Origin of the sequence: Synechococcus sp. MIT S9220 (assembly GCF_014304815.1) — a bacterium.
Classification (GTDB): domain Bacteria; phylum Cyanobacteriota; class Cyanobacteriia; order PCC-6307; family Cyanobiaceae; genus Synechococcus_C.
Genome location: NZ_CP047958.1, coordinates 1,381,341 through 1,396,187, shown reverse-complemented (window position 1 = coordinate 1,396,187; position 14,847 = coordinate 1,381,341). Strand labels below are relative to the sequence as shown.

15 protein-coding genes are annotated in these 14,847 nt (G+C 60.9%); 8 read left to right on the top strand and 7 right to left on the bottom strand.

From position 1 onward, the window contains the following. Positions 1-81: 81 nt before the first annotated feature. Positions 82-1,278, top strand: coding sequence for a DUF4336 domain-containing protein (locus SynMITS9220_RS07440; RefSeq protein ID WP_186988280.1), 1,197 nt, complete (start codon positions 82-84; stop codon positions 1,276-1,278). 48 nt (positions 1,279-1,326) lie between these two features. Here SynMITS9220_RS07440 and SynMITS9220_RS07435 read toward each other — a convergent pair whose 3' ends face one another. Beyond that, positions 1,327-1,674, bottom strand: coding sequence for a DUF760 domain-containing protein (locus tag SynMITS9220_RS07435; protein ID WP_067098188.1), 348 nt, complete (start codon positions 1,672-1,674; stop codon positions 1,327-1,329). Positions 1,675-1,688: 14 nt separating this feature from the next. Further along, complete coding sequence (gene lepB / locus SynMITS9220_RS07430) at positions 1,689-2,306, bottom strand: signal peptidase I (RefSeq protein ID WP_186988278.1); 618 nt, start codon at positions 2,304-2,306, stop codon at positions 1,689-1,691. A 27-nt stretch (positions 2,307-2,333) separates the two neighbouring features. Here lepB and SynMITS9220_RS13375 point away from each other — a divergent pair, with 27 nt between their 5' ends. From SynMITS9220_RS13375 to murF, 7 genes are all read left to right on the top strand, one after another. Beyond that, the gene (locus SynMITS9220_RS13375; RefSeq protein ID WP_255482972.1) at positions 2,334-2,504 is read left to right on the top strand and encodes a hypothetical protein; all 171 of its coding nucleotides are present in this window, start codon (positions 2,334-2,336) and stop codon (positions 2,502-2,504) included. Then, positions 2,443-4,137 carry a 2-succinyl-5-enolpyruvyl-6-hydroxy-3-cyclohexene-1-carboxylic-acid synthase gene (gene menD, locus SynMITS9220_RS07425; protein ID WP_255482971.1) on the top strand — a complete coding sequence of 565 codons (1,695 nt, stop codon included), beginning with the start codon at positions 2,443-2,445 and terminating at the stop codon, positions 4,135-4,137. Before SynMITS9220_RS13375 ends, menD begins: the two co-directional genes overlap by 62 nt. Before the next feature lie 14 nt (positions 4,138-4,151). Continuing rightward, positions 4,152-5,027, top strand: coding sequence for a 1,4-dihydroxy-2-naphthoyl-CoA synthase (gene menB, locus SynMITS9220_RS07420; protein ID WP_186988276.1), 876 nt, complete (start codon positions 4,152-4,154; stop codon positions 5,025-5,027). Between the two features lie 34 nt (positions 5,028-5,061). Further along, positions 5,062-5,736 carry a L,D-transpeptidase gene (locus tag SynMITS9220_RS07415; protein WP_186988274.1) on the top strand — a complete coding sequence of 225 codons (675 nt, stop codon included), beginning with the start codon at positions 5,062-5,064 and terminating at the stop codon, positions 5,734-5,736. 62 nt (positions 5,737-5,798) lie between these two features. Next, positions 5,799-7,343 (top strand): glycogen synthase GlgA, encoded by a 1,545-nt coding sequence (gene glgA, locus SynMITS9220_RS07410; RefSeq protein ID WP_186988272.1) that lies wholly within the window; start codon positions 5,799-5,801, stop codon positions 7,341-7,343. Between the two features lie 96 nt (positions 7,344-7,439). Next, complete coding sequence (locus SynMITS9220_RS07405) at positions 7,440-8,219, top strand: hypothetical protein (RefSeq protein ID WP_186988270.1); 780 nt, start codon at positions 7,440-7,442, stop codon at positions 8,217-8,219. Further along, positions 8,216-9,604 (top strand): UDP-N-acetylmuramoyl-tripeptide--D-alanyl-D-alanine ligase, encoded by a 1,389-nt coding sequence (murF, locus tag SynMITS9220_RS07400; protein ID WP_186988268.1) that lies wholly within the window; start codon positions 8,216-8,218, stop codon positions 9,602-9,604. Before SynMITS9220_RS07405 ends, murF begins: the two co-directional genes overlap by 4 nt. A 10-nt stretch (positions 9,605-9,614) precedes the next feature. Here murF and SynMITS9220_RS07395 read toward each other — a convergent pair whose 3' ends face one another. The 5 genes from SynMITS9220_RS07395 to SynMITS9220_RS07375 form a co-directional block, all read right to left on the bottom strand. Next, positions 9,615-9,809: a hypothetical protein gene (locus SynMITS9220_RS07395; RefSeq protein ID WP_067098177.1), complete on the bottom strand. Its 195-nt coding sequence runs from the start codon at positions 9,807-9,809 to the stop codon at positions 9,615-9,617. A 156-nt stretch (positions 9,810-9,965) separates the two neighbouring features. Continuing rightward, complete coding sequence (locus tag SynMITS9220_RS07390) at positions 9,966-11,543, bottom strand: metallophosphoesterase (RefSeq protein WP_186988266.1); 1,578 nt, start codon at positions 11,541-11,543, stop codon at positions 9,966-9,968. Further along, positions 11,540-12,847: a diacylglycerol kinase family protein gene (locus SynMITS9220_RS07385; protein ID WP_186988264.1), complete on the bottom strand. Its 1,308-nt coding sequence runs from the start codon at positions 12,845-12,847 to the stop codon at positions 11,540-11,542. Before SynMITS9220_RS07385 ends, SynMITS9220_RS07390 begins: the two co-directional genes overlap by 4 nt. Positions 12,848-13,057: 210 nt before the next feature. Continuing rightward, on the bottom strand, positions 13,058-14,410 hold the full coding sequence (gene glmU / locus SynMITS9220_RS07380) for a bifunctional UDP-N-acetylglucosamine diphosphorylase/glucosamine-1-phosphate N-acetyltransferase GlmU (protein ID WP_186988262.1): 1,353 nt from the start codon (positions 14,408-14,410) through the stop codon (positions 13,058-13,060). A gap of 74 nt (positions 14,411-14,484) precedes the next feature. Continuing rightward, on the bottom strand, positions 14,485-14,670 hold the full coding sequence (locus SynMITS9220_RS07375; RefSeq protein WP_066906656.1) for a hypothetical protein: 186 nt from the start codon (positions 14,668-14,670) through the stop codon (positions 14,485-14,487). Positions 14,671-14,847: the final 177 nt, after the last annotated feature.

The following is a 14,847-nucleotide window of genomic DNA, read 5'->3' as shown; positions in this document are numbered from 1 at the left end:
TGTTGTAAGTTTAGCCAATATTTCGGGCTAAGCATTAATCTTAGCGAAATCAGAACGCTCCCAACACCAGCTAGAGCAGTCATGAAGGGCGATCTGAGTGCAACTGAGGGCATCTCGTCAGAGGACCAAAGCTGGCCCTGGTGGCCGCTGCTGCCGTTGTATCCGTATGGCCGCCGTGCCACGCACTTTGAAGAGCTGATTCCCGGACAGATCTGGAGCCTCGAGCAGCTTCAGGGTGTGTATTACGTGGCGGTGCCGATCCGGCTCACGGTGGTGAAGGTTCCCGGCGGTTTGATGCTGGTGAATCCGCTGCCGCCCACTGGCGAGCTTCGCGCGTTGATTCGCACCCTCGAAGCTGAGCATGGTCCTGTGCGCAGCATTGTGTTGCCCACGGCCTCCGGCCTGGAGCACAAGCTGCCGTTGGCTCCGATGGCCAGGGCCTTTCCTGAAGCTGATCTCTGGGTCTGCCCAGGTCAGTGGAGTTTTCCGATCAATTTGCCGCTGTCTTGGTTGGGTGTGCCCGCCAACAGAACCAGGGTGTTGCTCGACGATGGCGTGCCCCATCCCGAAGTCTGTGAGTGGATTTCACTGGGGCCCCTGGATCTTGGCGTTGGTCGTTTTCAGGAAGTGAGCTGCCTGCACCGCCCCTCGGGTGCGCTCTTGGTGACCGACGCTCTGGTTGGTATTTCTTCTGAACCGCCGGAGGTGTTTGCGCACGACCCTGCACCGCTGCTGTTCCATGCCCGTGATCGCGGCGATCAACCCTTCGACGACACCCCCGAGAATCGCCGGCGCGGCTGGGCAAGGCTCGTGTTGTTTGCCTCCTACCTGCGCCCGGAACCGCTTGATGTACCTGGCCTGCTGCAGGTGATTCGGCAGGCCCTTCGGCCCGGTCTGCGCAGTGCACGAACCCATTTCGGCCTGTATCCCTTCGCCTGGAAGCCTGGGTGGCTGGATTCGGCCAAGGCTCTGATGGGAGACGATCAACCGCGGTTGCAGGTGGCACCGGTGCTGGAGCGCCTGGTGCTGCCCAGGCAACGACAGGCGTTGATCGCCTGGTTGGCGGCTCTCGAACAGCAGCGCGATCTGCACTGGTTGGTGCCCGCTCACTATTCAGCGCCGCTGGCCTTCTCAACCCTGCAGGTTGTTCAGCTGCGCGAACATCTCATGATGCGCGAATGGGCCCCCAGTGAAGGCAACTGGGAATTCTTGGGCAGTATTGATCAAACCCTGCTCGACCTTGGCGTTGTTCCCGACTCGCAGAAGTCATCGCAGTGAACAAACGCTTCAATCGCTGATCACTGCAGATGTGAATTGGATTTGGATTCAGAGATCCGAGTCGGAGTCAATCGCCATTTCATCGTCTCCGAACAGCGTCTCTTCCAGTTCCTTGCGTTGCTCCATCTGGCGCAGGAAGTAGCCGGTCATCATCGCGGAGGCCAGCATGTTGGCCAGGTTGTCGCGATTGGAGGTCACTTTCACCTCGAACTGTTCACCGGGAAGCATTCCCAGCAGCCCCTGAACGTTGTGGCGAATGATGTCCTGAATGTCAGGGCTGGCCGATTTGGCCACGCGTTGCAGCACGTCTGGAGATTGATCCTGCAGGTACTGAATCAGGCCATTGACGGGCTGACCCTCCTGGTTATCGGTGGTCAGAAACTCAGGGTTAAACATCCCATCGCTCTCCGTCATGTGCCTGACCCTATCGCAGCTGTGCTCTTCGTCACTAAAGCGTCGGGTCGAGAGAACCGAATCGGACCGAACCTGCTGAGCGGCCAGTAGCGCAGGATTGCGGTGCCGATCACATCGGCTTCCGGCAGGGGACCCCAGAGGTGTGAATCAAGGCTGGCATTGCGGTTGTCGCCCATCACCCAGAGCTCGTTGTCGGGCACGGTGATCGGGGCCATCACGTAGTCGATCGCTTCGTTCAGCCAGGGCTCATCAACGGCCTCACCGTTGCGCCTGAGCTGGCCATCACGCACCTCCAGCTGGTCTCCGGGCCTGCCCACCACCCGCTTGATCAAGGCAGCATCCGGGTCATAGCCGGCCTGCACCAGTGGCTCAGGAACCTTGAACACCACGATGCTGTTCAGGGGCAGCGATTGGTGACGCACCCGGTCGAAGCGTGGACTCAGTTTCTCCACCAAGATCCGGTCCTGCAGTTGCAGGGTGGGCAGCATCGATCCGGATGGAATCCAGCGCGGCTCCACCACGATCCAGCGCAGCAGCAGTGCCAGCAGCACCCAGATCAGCAAGGAGCGCCAGCTCCCCTGACGTTTCGTGGAGTCGGCGGACGGGTCGCTCATCAGCAGCGTCAGCAATGAGGGTTGGCCTTGAACGAGGATCGCATCAGCCTCGGCATCAGGTCTGAGTCACGCCGCCGACAATCTCGCTGCAGCGATCGGTCTGCTGCTGTGCCTGCAGCGGCAAGGCCTGGAAAGGGTGGTGCTTTGCCCTGGCAGTCGTTCCGCACCACTGGCGCTGGCGGCGGGTGGCCTGGCTGAACGGGGATTGCTGACGCTGACCACGGCCATTGATGAGCGCTCTTCTGCCTTTCATGCCCTGGGCATGGCGGCTGCATCCGGGCGTGCAGTGGCTGTGATCACCACGTCGGGCACTGCGGTGGCCAATCTGCTGCCCGCTGCGGTGGAGGCCGACCGTTCAGCGCTGCCCTTGCTGTTGCTCACAGCCGATCGTCCGCAAAGGCTCAAGAACTGCGGCGCCAACCAGACGGTCAATCAAGAGGACTTTCTGGCGTCGGTTTGTCGTGCGTTCACGACTGGACCCCTGGATGGTTTGCACCGGCTGTCGCAGACCCAGCTGCAAGCGCTGGCGAACCAAGCCTGGGAGCAAACGCTTCAGCATCCCGGGCCGGTGCACCTCAATCTCCCCTTCGATGAGCCCCTGCATCCCAGCAGCGACGATCAGCAGCAGGCTTGGTCGGGTTGGGATTGTGCTGTGAATCAGCAGCGGCAGCTTCGCCGTCCACCTGCCTCCGCTGCTACCCGGCCAAGCGATGGCTTCGATTGGTCCCGTCCCGGGGTAGTGGTGGCCGGACCCTGGCGAGGCCTGGAAGCCGACAAGCCCGCCTATCAGCAGGCACTCAGGGCGCTGGCTGAGTGCAGTGGTTGGCCGGTGCTGGCCGATCAGCTGGCTGCGATTCCCGCTGATCTGCCCCATTTGATCCGCCACTGGGAGCTGCTGTTGCCGCAGTGTCTTCCGGCTGCTGAAGCAGGTCTTCAGGTGCTGCGGCTGGGTCCACTTCCTGCCAGCCGGCGATTGGAGAGCTGGTTACGCAGCCTTGGTTCGGGCCAGCTGTTGATCAGTGAAGCCGAACCCCGCTGCCTGGATCCGCTCGGGTTGTCGCGGCAATGCAGCAGTGGCCTGGTGGCTTGGTGGAACGCCATCAGCACCGATGCTTGCTTCAGTCGGTCCGGCTCGCGGGCGCTGCTCACGGCCTGGGCTGAGGCCGATGCCCAGGTGCAACGCGTTCTGGATCAGCACTTGCCGGCTGCAGGCGGCGTCAGTGAGCCCGCACTGATGAAGGCTCTGCCTGAACTGTTGCCGCAGGGGATGCCGCTGATGCTCGCCGCCAGCAGTCCTGTGCGCGACTGGCAGACCTTCGCAGCTGCCGATCTTGGCTCACGGCGTTGTTTCAGCTTCCGCGGGGCGTCCGGCATCGACGGCACCCTGTCGCTGGCTCTTGGTCTGGCCCGCGTTCAGGGGCCCACCGTGCTGATCTGCGGTGATCTGGCACTGCAGCACGACAGCAATGGCTGGCTGCTGGCCAGTGAGGCCTCACCACCTCTGCTGGTGCTGCTGATCGATAACGCCGGTGGCGGCATCTTTGCCCAGCTGCCGATTGCTTCCGTTGCATCCAACGCGTTGGATCAGTTGTTTGCCATGCCTCAGCGCCATGACCCTCTGGCTCTGGCAGCGGCCCATGCCGTGCCCGCTCGCCAGCTAACCCGGCTCGAGGACCTGCCTTCAGCTCTGGAGTGGGGACTGGCACAGCAGCGCACGGCACTGCTGCGTGTTTGCACCGATCGATCCGCCGATGCCGAGCTGCGTCGTCAGCTGCGTGAGATCACGGCCGCTGCACTGCTGCAGTCGCGGGGCGGTACAACTGAGGCCTGATCGTCGTCGCTGCCATGGCTGAGTCGTTCCCCCGCGCGGTCTTGCCCGGTGATCCAGGGGTGACGTGGCAGCCCTGGGGCCAATACGAGGATGTGCTGCTCGATCGCTGTGATGCAGGCATCGCCAGGGTTGCCATCAATCGACCGCAGAAACGCAATGCCTTCCGCCCGCGCACTGTGGCGGAGCTCTGCGATGCCTTCGCCCGCATTCGTGATGACAGCAGCATCGGTGCGGTGCTGTTCACCGGAGTTGGCCCTGCAGACGACGGCGGCTACGCCTTCTGCGCCGGTGGGGATCAGAGCGTCCGCGGCGACGGCGGTTACCTCGATGAACAGGGTCTTGCCCGCCTCAATGTTCTGGATCTGCAGCGGATGATCCGCAGCCTGCCCAAGGTGGTGATCGCTCTTGTGGCTGGCTATGCGATCGGTGGCGGCCAGGTGCTGCATCTGCTCTGCGACCTCAGCCTGGCGGCAGACAATGCCGTGTTCGGTCAGACCGGACCACGGGTTGGCAGCTTCGATGGCGGATTCGGTGCCGGTTATCTGGCTCGGGTGGTGGGTCAGCGCAAGGCGCGGGAGATCTGGTTTCTCTGTCGTCGCTATGGGGCTGAGCAGGCGCTCAACATGGGGCTGGTGAATGCTGTGGTTCCCTTGCAAGAGCTCGAGGCCGAGGGCGTGCGCTGGGCGCAGGAGGTGTTGCAGCACAGTCCTACGGCGATTCGCTGCCTCAAGGCTGCCTTCAATGCCGAGACCGATGGGTTGGCTGGGCTTCAGGAGTTGGCGGGGCAGGCCACCCATCTTTTCTATCGAACCGAGGAGGGCCAGGAGGGTCGCAACGCCTTCCTTGAGAAGCGAGATCCTGATTTCTCTGCTTCTCCCTGGTTGCCCTAGCTAAACAGGGAGAAATCCCCCGCTCTGCGTAGCGATGCCGGTTCGCATTCCCTTCGTTTCAGGCCTTCCGGCTTTGGCCGCCCTGCTGTTGTTGCTGCCTGGTGTGGCGCTGTCTGTTGAGGCAGAGCCCACGAACGATGCATCTGTGGCGTCTGAAACGACTGCCGCTCCCTCCGCCAAGCGCGAACCTGATCCCATTCCTCCCCTGGCAGCAGCGGTTTCGGATGCTGAATCGATGCAGCGGGTTCCTGATGATCTATTGCAGCGGGTGGGATTGCAGCTGGTGCTGGATCGTCAACACCGCCAGCTGCTTGTGCTGCACGACGGTGTGCTCACCCGCCGCTTTCCAGCTGCGGTCGGCACCGTGGGCTGGGAAACACCTGCGGGGCGATTCAGCGTGATGCAGAAGGTCAAGAAACCGGTGTGGACCCATCCGGTCAACGGCAAGAAGCTGGGCCCGGATGATGCGACCAACCCACTTGGCAGCCGCTGGATTGGCTTCTACCGCGATTGCAAAGGCCGTGAAGGCTGGGATGGAGAGCAATACCTCGATATCGATGGCTGCACGGTGGCTGGCTTCCACGGCACCCCCTATCGCTGGACGGTGGGTCGCGCTGTGTCCCACGGATGTGTGCGTCTTTACGAGGAGAACGTGCAGGAGATCTTCGAGCTGGTGCGTGTCGGAACTCCGGTCACCGTGCTGCCCTGATCGGCCTGAAGACAGGGGGGGATTGCGCTTACAGTCGCGCCGCTTAGCCGGATCGATCGTCCATGCGTGTGCTGTTTGCCGCCGCCGAATGTGCACCCATGGTGAAGGTGGGCGGTATGGGCGATGTGGTCGGCTCCCTGCCTCCCGCTCTGGCCCAGCTCGGCCACGACGTGCGCCTGATCATGCCTGGCTACAGCAAGCTCTGGAGCCAGCTCGAGATTCCCGCTGAACCGATCTGGCGCGCCCAGACCATGGGCACTGAATTTGCCGTGTTCGAGACCCGCCATCCCACCAATGGCCTTCCCCTTTACCTGGTGGGCCATCCCGTGTTCGATCCGGAGCGGATCTACGGCGGCGAAGACGAAGACTGGCGTTTCACCTTCTTCGCCAGTGCGGCGGCGGAATTCTCCTGGAATGTGTGGAAGCCCCAGGTGCTGCATTGCCACGACTGGCACACCGGGATGATCCCGGTCTGGATGCATCAAGACCCTGAAATCAGCACGGTCTTCACCATCCACAACCTCAAATACCAGGGGCCCTGGCGCTGGAAGTTGGATCGCATGACCTGGTGCCCCTGGTATATGCAGGGTGATCACACCATGGCGGCAGCACTGCTCTACGCAGAAGGTGTCAATGCCGTGTCGCCGACCTACGCGCAGGAGATCCGCACGTCCGAATACGGCGAAAAACTCGAGGGGTTGCTGAACTACATCTCCGGCAAGCTGCGCGGCATTCTCAATGGCATCGATCTAGAGGCATGGAACCCCGCCACAGACAAGACCCTGCCAGCGAATTACAGCGCTGATGATCTCAGCGGAAAGCTGGTTTGCAAGCGCGTTCTGCAGGAGCGGATGGGGCTTGAAGTGCGCGATGACGCCTTTGTCTTGGGCATGGTGACGCGCCTGGTTGATCAGAAAGGCGTGGATCTGCTCCTTCAGGTCGCCGATCGACTTCTGGCCTACACCGATACCCAGATCGTTGTGCTCGGCACCGGTGAGCGTGGCCTGGAGTCTGGTCTGTGGCAGCTCGCCTCTCGCCATCCGGGCAGGGTTTCGGTGTTCCTCACCTACGACGACGCACTCTCCCGGCTGATCTACGCCGGCAGTGATGCCTTCTTGATGCCGAGTCGTTTTGAACCCTGTGGAATCAGTCAGCTCAATGCCATGCGTTACGGCAGTGTGCCTGTTGTCCGCAAGGTGGGCGGACTGGTGGACACTGTGCCGCCGCACGATCCACGCAATGCTTTGGGGACAGGGTTCTGTTTCGATCGCTTTGAAGCTGTCGACTTCTACACCGCGCTGGTACGCGCCTGGGAGGCCTACCGCCATCAGGACAGCTGGAAACAGCTCCAGCTGAGAGGCATGCGTGAGGACTACAGCTGGGCGCGCTCGGCCCTGGAGTACGACCAGATGTACAGGGATGTCTGTGGTCTGAAGGAACCCGGCCCCGATGCGGCAGCTGTCGAGCGGTTCTCTCAGGGCCAGGACGCTGATCCATCACGCAACGGAGCCGTTGAACCGCAGTCCGAAGAAGCTCCGCAAGCAGAAGCCCGCGGTCGTAGCAGTCGCAACCCCCTGGCTCGTTTGCTGCGTCAGTCGCGCTCCTAAAACCAGCGCATCACCGTCAGGACAGGCCATGATGGTGATGGGCTTGGTGCGCACCAACTGGGCGGCACTCGGTTTGCATGTCCCAACGCTTGAGTGATGCAGGATCAGGACGCAAGGGACGAACGTTCGCTTCCGGCTCCCTACCAGAGCCCCTGGGAAGCCTTGCGTCAGGATCTTCCCGCTGCAGCTGCTGATCTGCGCTTGCGCGTTCAGGAACTCTGGCGACGCAACCGCGAAGGTGATCTTTCCACGCCCGGTTTTTGGCCGCAGGATCTAGCTCCTCTGTTCTGGCCTGTTGCGCTGGCCGTTTTGCTGCTGCTGCTTGCTCTTTGTGTCGTCCAGCTGCGTGCAGCGTTGAGCGGCGCCGATCCAGACCCTGTTCCAGCTGTCGAACGCATTCGCACAACTCCCTTGCCTGAGGCCCGGCCGCTGATGTCAGCGCCAGAGATCGTGGCGGATGCTGCTGATCCAGCACAGATGTCAAAGCCAACGTCTCCTCCACAAGCGCCGATTCAGGCCGCGCCACCTGAGCCTGTCGCTCTCGAACTCCCTGAGCCGGAGATCCCGGTCCTTCAGGTGGATCCCTTGTTGAACCTGCTGGAGCAAGTGGACGCCGACGCGGCAGCTCCAGCAGGCTTGTTGCTGTCTGCACGTCCCGTGCCTGCTGAGAATGCTGCGGTGCTGGTTGTGGATGCAGATCTGTGGTCTGACTTGCCGCAGGCTCTCCGCCGCGAACGCGCTGAAAGCTGGTGGGCCACTCTGCAGGACCAGGGCTATGACGCCATCACCCTCGAAGATGTCGATCAGCATCTGCTCGCCAGGCCAGCCCGGGTGGGCGGCGGCATGATCATGTTTGATCCGTTGCCTTCGCCATGACGCTGCAGCTTGCCCAGCTTGTGCAGCTTTGGGGGCATCCCGAAATCAGCGGAGCAACGTCAGCTCAGTTGCAGGTCGAGCTCGGGCCTGTCTGCACTGACAGTCGCCAGCTGCAACCGGGTGCGTTCTTCATCCCCTTGCGCGGTGAACGCTTTGACGGACATATCTTTTTGAACCAAGCCGCGCAGCTGGGAGCGCAAGCCGCAGTTGTGGCCAGTGACTGGAACGAGCCCCTGCCGGAGGGATTGCTGCACTGGAGGGTGGAGGACACACTCTGGGCCTATCAGCAGCTGGCCACACTGCACAGGCGTCAGCTCAAGGCCAGTGTGGTGGCCGTGACCGGTTCAGCCGGAAAGACAACCACCCGTGAGCTGATCCGAGCAACGCTGGCGCCTCTTGGAGATGTTCAAGCCACGGTCAGCAACAACAACAACGACATTGGCGTGCCGCTCACCCTGATGGGTGCGCATCAAGACCATGCTGCTGTGGTGTTGGAAATGGGTATGCGCGGCCTGGGTGAGATTGAACGTCTCTCCCGTTGTGCTGAGCCGGAGATTGCCGTGATCACCAACATCGGTACGGCACACGTCGGTCGGCTGGGCAGTCGTGCGGCCATCGCCACGGCCAAGTGTGAGATCACTGCCGCTTTGGCCCCCCAGGGAGTGGTTGTGATTCCAGCGGGTGATCCCCTTTTGGAACAAGCCCTGTCGCGCTGCTGGAGTGGCCGCACGCTGCGGGTTGCCCTTGAAGGTGACATCGCCGCTGACCTGCCGGAGAGTGATTGTCCTGCGCCCGATCTGATCGGTGTTCATGATCCACAGCAGGGTCTGCTCAGCCTCGAGGGTCTGCGCTTCTCCTGTCCGCTAGAGGGTCGTCACAATGCCCGCAACTTGATGCTGGCTCTGGCGGTGGCCTCAGAACTCGGTGTTCCCCTGGCGGATCTTCAGCACCTCAAGGTGACGGTGCCCGGTGGCCGTAACCGGCGCCTGAGCATCGGCACAATCACTGTTCTCGATGAGACCTACAACGCTTCCCCGGAAGCCGTGCTTGCAGCTCTGGATCTCCTGGCACAGCAGAGCGGTCGGCGATTCGCCGTACTCGGCACCATGCTCGAGCTCGGCGCCAGCAGCATCGAGCTGCATCAGGCCGTGGTCTCCAGAGCCGTCCAGCTCGGACTGGATGGTCTGGTGGCTGTGGCGTCGGGTGAGGAGGCCGCTGCCATGCAGCGAGCGGCGACCTCTCTCGAGCGATTCGCTCTTGTGGAATCGCCCGAACTGGCTGCAGAACCTCTCAATCACTGGTTACAGCCGGGCGACACGCTGTTGCTCAAGGCCAGCCGCGGAGTTGCTCTTGAGCGACTGATCCCTTTGCTCCAGCAACCCTGAGGGTTGCGGTTTAGGCCGCCATCACTCCTGATTGTGTGTCTTCGCAGCGAATCAGATCGATGGCATGGGGGTGGTTTCGGATGTAGGGAACCGACTCCATGGCCAGAACTCTGGCCTCAAACGCATCACCGGCGTAGTAACAGGATTCGATCTGTCGGCTGCTGGCGTCGCGATAACGCACCGTGTAGCGCTTGTGATCGTTCATGGATCCAGTGATGGATGCACCCAACGTCCCGCATGATCAGCATCAGGCCATCGGCATCACCTGAAGACAATCAGTGGATTCGAACAGTTGATTCGAACAGTGGATTCGGATCAGTGTTGCGCGTTGATGTTGCCTACAACAAGGATTGCCAACCGTTCAATTGGCGTTTGAGATCATTGTTTTGAGTTGATCAGGTTGCGGCAGTTCGATCGGATTCATCGTGACCTCATTCCAGCCGTTCTCCTCATGATGGGAGATCAGGGGAGTCAGTTGGATTCGCAGGGGACTGCCCTCGCTGATGTCGACTCGCAGGGCGCTGTAAGCCTTGCCGCCATCGCAGTCTGCCCAGCTCCTGCCCACATACAGGTCACTGGTGGCGACCCGTCGCTGCTCTCCATTGCTCTGCGATTCGCTGAGGTGAGGGCCCTGTCCTCGCTGGTCCCGCAGGCTGTAGCCGCTGCCACCGCAGACAGCCCAGTTGGTGAATGAATCGCCATGACCGGTGTCGTCTGTCCTCAAAATCTCGAGGCAGTGAGCATGCCCGCTGAGCACGAGATCGACGGTTCGTTGACTGCGGCTCTGAAGGCCGAGGACTCGGTTGACATCATCAAGAACAGTGCGCAGCCGCTGCCTGATCCCGAGTGTGTCGGCCTGTGCCCATTTGGTTCTCTCGGTTACGTAGGGAGGGTGATGCAGGGTCAGGATTCGGCCGCGAACACGCGGATCCCGATGGGATGCGATCAGTCCTTCGCGCAGCCATGTGAGCTGCTCGCCATCTTCAGCGGCGTGATGGTGAAGCCTCCGTTGCAGATCGAGCCGTTCCTCCTGCAGGGTCTCGAGATCATCCATTAATCCATCGCGTTGCTGTTCATCGCGGGCTTTCAGCGACAGCGCTTTCAGGCAGCGGGTCTGCTCGTCGTCGAGGGATTTCAGCTGTTGTCTCAGCGAGGCACGGTCATCGCGTCCGCTCAACGGAGCAATCAGGGTGTTGGAGTCGAGCGCGAAGACGTCCACACCGGCATGACGAAACCGGTAGTAGCGGTTCGGCAGTCTGGTGTGATGGCCGGGTTGGTAATGCAGGCAGCGTTGACCATCCCATTCAGCCGTGTAATGGCGGTCGAGATAGTCGTCCAATCGACTGCTGGATACATCCGACAGCACATCCATGAAGGCATGGGCAAAGCAACCTCCCTGGTCGGATCCGCGCCATCCCGTGTCCACGTCGTGAAACCACTGCAGATGGCGACGCAGCGGCAGGGTTAATCCGGCCATTGCCGAGATGATCGGGGCCAGATCGTAGTAGTCGTGGTTGCCGAGCACCGGCAGGAAGGGCTGGTTGAACACCAGGTTCTGTGGCTGGATGCTTTCCCAGCTCTCTCCGCCAGTGAGCCATTCCCTGTAGGGGCGAATGAAGTTGTTGCGGTACTGGGCCGCGGCGCCGACCAGGTACACCACATCACCTGTATGCAGCAGAAACGCTGCCTTGTCTTTGTGTGGGAGCAGACGTTCAGCAATGTGACGTGGAGGACTGTGGCGTCGATGCCGGCCGGTTCCACTGTCGCCAAGAACCAGAAAGTGAAAAGCGGAGTGCTCCCCGCTGTTCATGCCTGGCTGCTCGATTACCAGCCGTGTCTGGTCAATCTTGCGTGCGCTGATCGCCGGATGCTGCCAGCGAACACGCTGTGCCATGCGCGTGATCTTGCGCTCGATCGGCGGGTCGCTGGCGAGATTCAAGGGCTGAGACGGATCGGTGCGATGACCTTCAGCGCATCAGGAATCACCGACACGGTCATGTGATCGGTTTCCTCGATCTCACCATCAATCACCATGGTTTGAGGCTTGGGAAGCGTCACGCTCAGTTGATGGGTGCGTACGCAAAAGATATCGGCATTGTTGGCGCTGTTCTTGAGCACTGCTGATTTCGCCAGGCTGGACAACACTGAGAATCCGCCCATCCGGCCCCGTGGTGAAGCGATGATCACCTCAAGCTGGCCGTCATCGGGGATCACCTGTCCGAATCCCTGGGCCATCACCGATGTGGCCGGAGCGGCGTTGGCCACGGTGATGGCGCTGGCATGCACTTCCGTTGCTTCGCCGTCGATGATCAATTTGGCATCAAAGGGTTGCTGTTCCACCAATTGCCTGGCTCCCGAGAAGATGTAAGCCATCGGCCCCAGCATGTTTTTCAGTTCACGGCTGGCTTTGTTCACCATGCCGGCTTCGAAGCCAAGCCCTGCCAGCAGGATCATCGGCTTGTCATTGCAGAGCGCCACATCCACCAGGCGCGTGTTGCCGAGGATCAGATTGGTGCAGGCAGCCTTGACGGACGTTGGAATTCCCAGCGCGACGGAGAAGGCGTTGGCCGTGCCGCGGGGAATGATGCCTAGAGGAATGTCAGTGCCTCGCAGTGCACTGGCGACGGCACCCACCGTGCCATCACCACCGGAGGCAATGATCAGCGATTTACCCTGCCCCTCTTGATCGAAGGCGTTGATCTCTTTGATCAGTTCTTGTGCCTGCACGCCCGGATCCAGACCGGGCTTGGTCATCCACACCTCAAGCATGATCTGTGGCTCGAGGTGGTTGCGGATCTCGGCGAGTTCGGCATTGGGATCGCCCTGTCCGGCGACGGGGTTGAAAATCAAAAAGCCCCGGCGACTTCCCTTGATGCCCCGAAGGATTGCCGACGCGGTGGCGGGATTGAGAGCAATCGGCAGGTTGTTGAGTAGCGCTGCCCGTAGCAGCGGCTCCGACAGCACATCCCCGGCCCGTTCAGCTCCTGGGGCAGGGAAATGGACCAGGCCGCTGATCTCACCGTGCAGAATCGTCGCGGCCAGTTCGATATCGCCCCCTTCCGCGATGGCGCGCGATGACGTCACAGCAAGATTGCCGAGGTTGCCGTCGCTGGTCATGCGTTCAAGCACATCCTCGGCAACGAGAAGATCGAAACCTTTGAGCACCTCACTGTTGTTGCAGGCCCAGGATCTGAGTGCCGAACAGACGTTCAGATCGGCATTGAGAACAATCTTTGACGGCATCGATGCTCAGGGGAGAGGTCGGACGTCAGGAACTGGCTTGGCTATGGAGTCGAGCTCCACACTTCTCTGACAATCTGTCGGGTTTGCTTGATGGCAGAAGCGCCATCAACGCCACCCTTGTTGGTAGTGGATCCAACGTTCAGCGTCAGCTGATGTTGGAGGCCGACAGATCCCAAAAGTGCTGAGTTTTCCTTTGTTTTGGGATTGGCTCTATGGCTTCACTTCCGACCAGTTCTCTTTCATCGTCTGTTTGGCGCGTCCAATCGCCAGAGCTCCATCAGCAACGTTTTTTGTGAGAGTTGAACCGGCCGCCACCGTGACACTCTTTCCAAGGGTGATCGGTGCCACCAGCACTGAATTGGCTCCTGTTTTGCTGTTGTCGCCGATCACGGTGCGGTGTTTGTTCACGCCGTCGTAGTTGGCCGTGATCGTGCCAGCGCCCACATTCACATTGCTCCCCAGCTCGGCATCGCCGATGTAGCTGAGGTGATTCACTTTGCTGCCATTGGCAATGGTGCTCTTTTTCACCTCAACGAAATTGCCGATCTTGCAGTCATCGCCGATGGCCGCAGCTGGCCGGAGGTGGGCGAAAGGTCCAACTGCAGTGTTGCTTCCCACCTCGGCCTTATTGATCACCGAGTGCAGCACGGTGACACCGTCCCCAAGCACTGCATCCTCCAGAAGGCTGCCGGGTCCGAGTCGGCAGTTGTCGCCGATCTGGCAAGCGCCGCGCAGGTGTGTTTGAGCTTCGATCACCACATCGCGACCGAACTGGCAGGTTTCACTCAGGCTGCAGCTGTTCGGATCCACAAAGGTGACCCCCTCATCCATCCAGTGTTCTTTGAGGCGCTGCTGCAACAGGGCTTCGCACTGAGCCAGCTGGCGCCGGTTGTTGATGCCGTTCACTTCATCAGAATCCTGCACTTCCAGGTGCATGGCCCGATCGAGCATGCCAACGGTGTCGGTGAGGTACAACTCGCCCTGGTCGTTGTCCGTGCTCAGCGTCGGCAGCACGGCTGCGAGCTTGCGCCAGTTGAAGCAGTAGATGCCAGCATTGGTGAGGTTGTTGCAGCGTTGTTCCTCATTGCAGTCGCGATGCTCAACGATGGCGCTCACCTGGCCATCGGCAGTTGCAAAAACGCGTCCATAGCCCGTGGGGTCGTCCAGTCGTGCCGTCAGCAGGGTCACATCGGCGCCACTGCTCCGGTGTGTGGCCACCAACTGATCGATGGTTTCAGCACGCAGCAGCGGGACGTCGCCATTCAGCACCAGCAGCTCCCCCTCAAAACCCTGCAATGGCGTCAACAGCTGTTGCACGGCGTGGCCTGTGCCGTTCTGAGGATCCTGCAAGACAAATTCCAGCCCGCCGATGGGGCTCAGCTGCTGTTCAACACGAGCGGCCTGATGGCCAACGATCAGAATTCGCCGCTCAGGCTGCAGATTGCCGGCGCTGGCCAGAACCCGCTCCACCAGAGTGGCGCCAGCCAGCGGCTGCAGCACTTTTGGCAGTGCACTCTTCATGCGGGTGCCTTTGCCTGCGGCCAGAACAGCGACAGCGAGCATGAACAGTAATGCGAAACGGGCGGAATCTACTGGGATCCCGTGGCTTCAGCCCAGCAGGATGGTTCTTGGTCTCTTCAACGGCCAACCAGGGTGCAACTGGGTTGACGGATCAAGGCATGGGCCCGTTGACGGGTGCAGTCCATCGGTTGGAGCACTGTGCTGAGGCGCTCGTCGTCGTGTAGGGCTTCAAGAACCAGAAGACTGCCGTAAAAGACGATCTGAAATGTCCAGGCGTCGAAGCCGGACAGGGTGAAAGTCATGGCAGAAATGCACATCACTGCATTCAGCCTGGACCTTCATGGGCCCGATGTCGACGATGTCTTGAACTCCCCACCATCAATCAACAGAAATGACCATCAAGATCCCGCCATCGGCCTTGTTTTTTATCCGGGCGAAAGTTGATCTCAGCGGCGAAAACAGTCTGATCAGAGCATTTT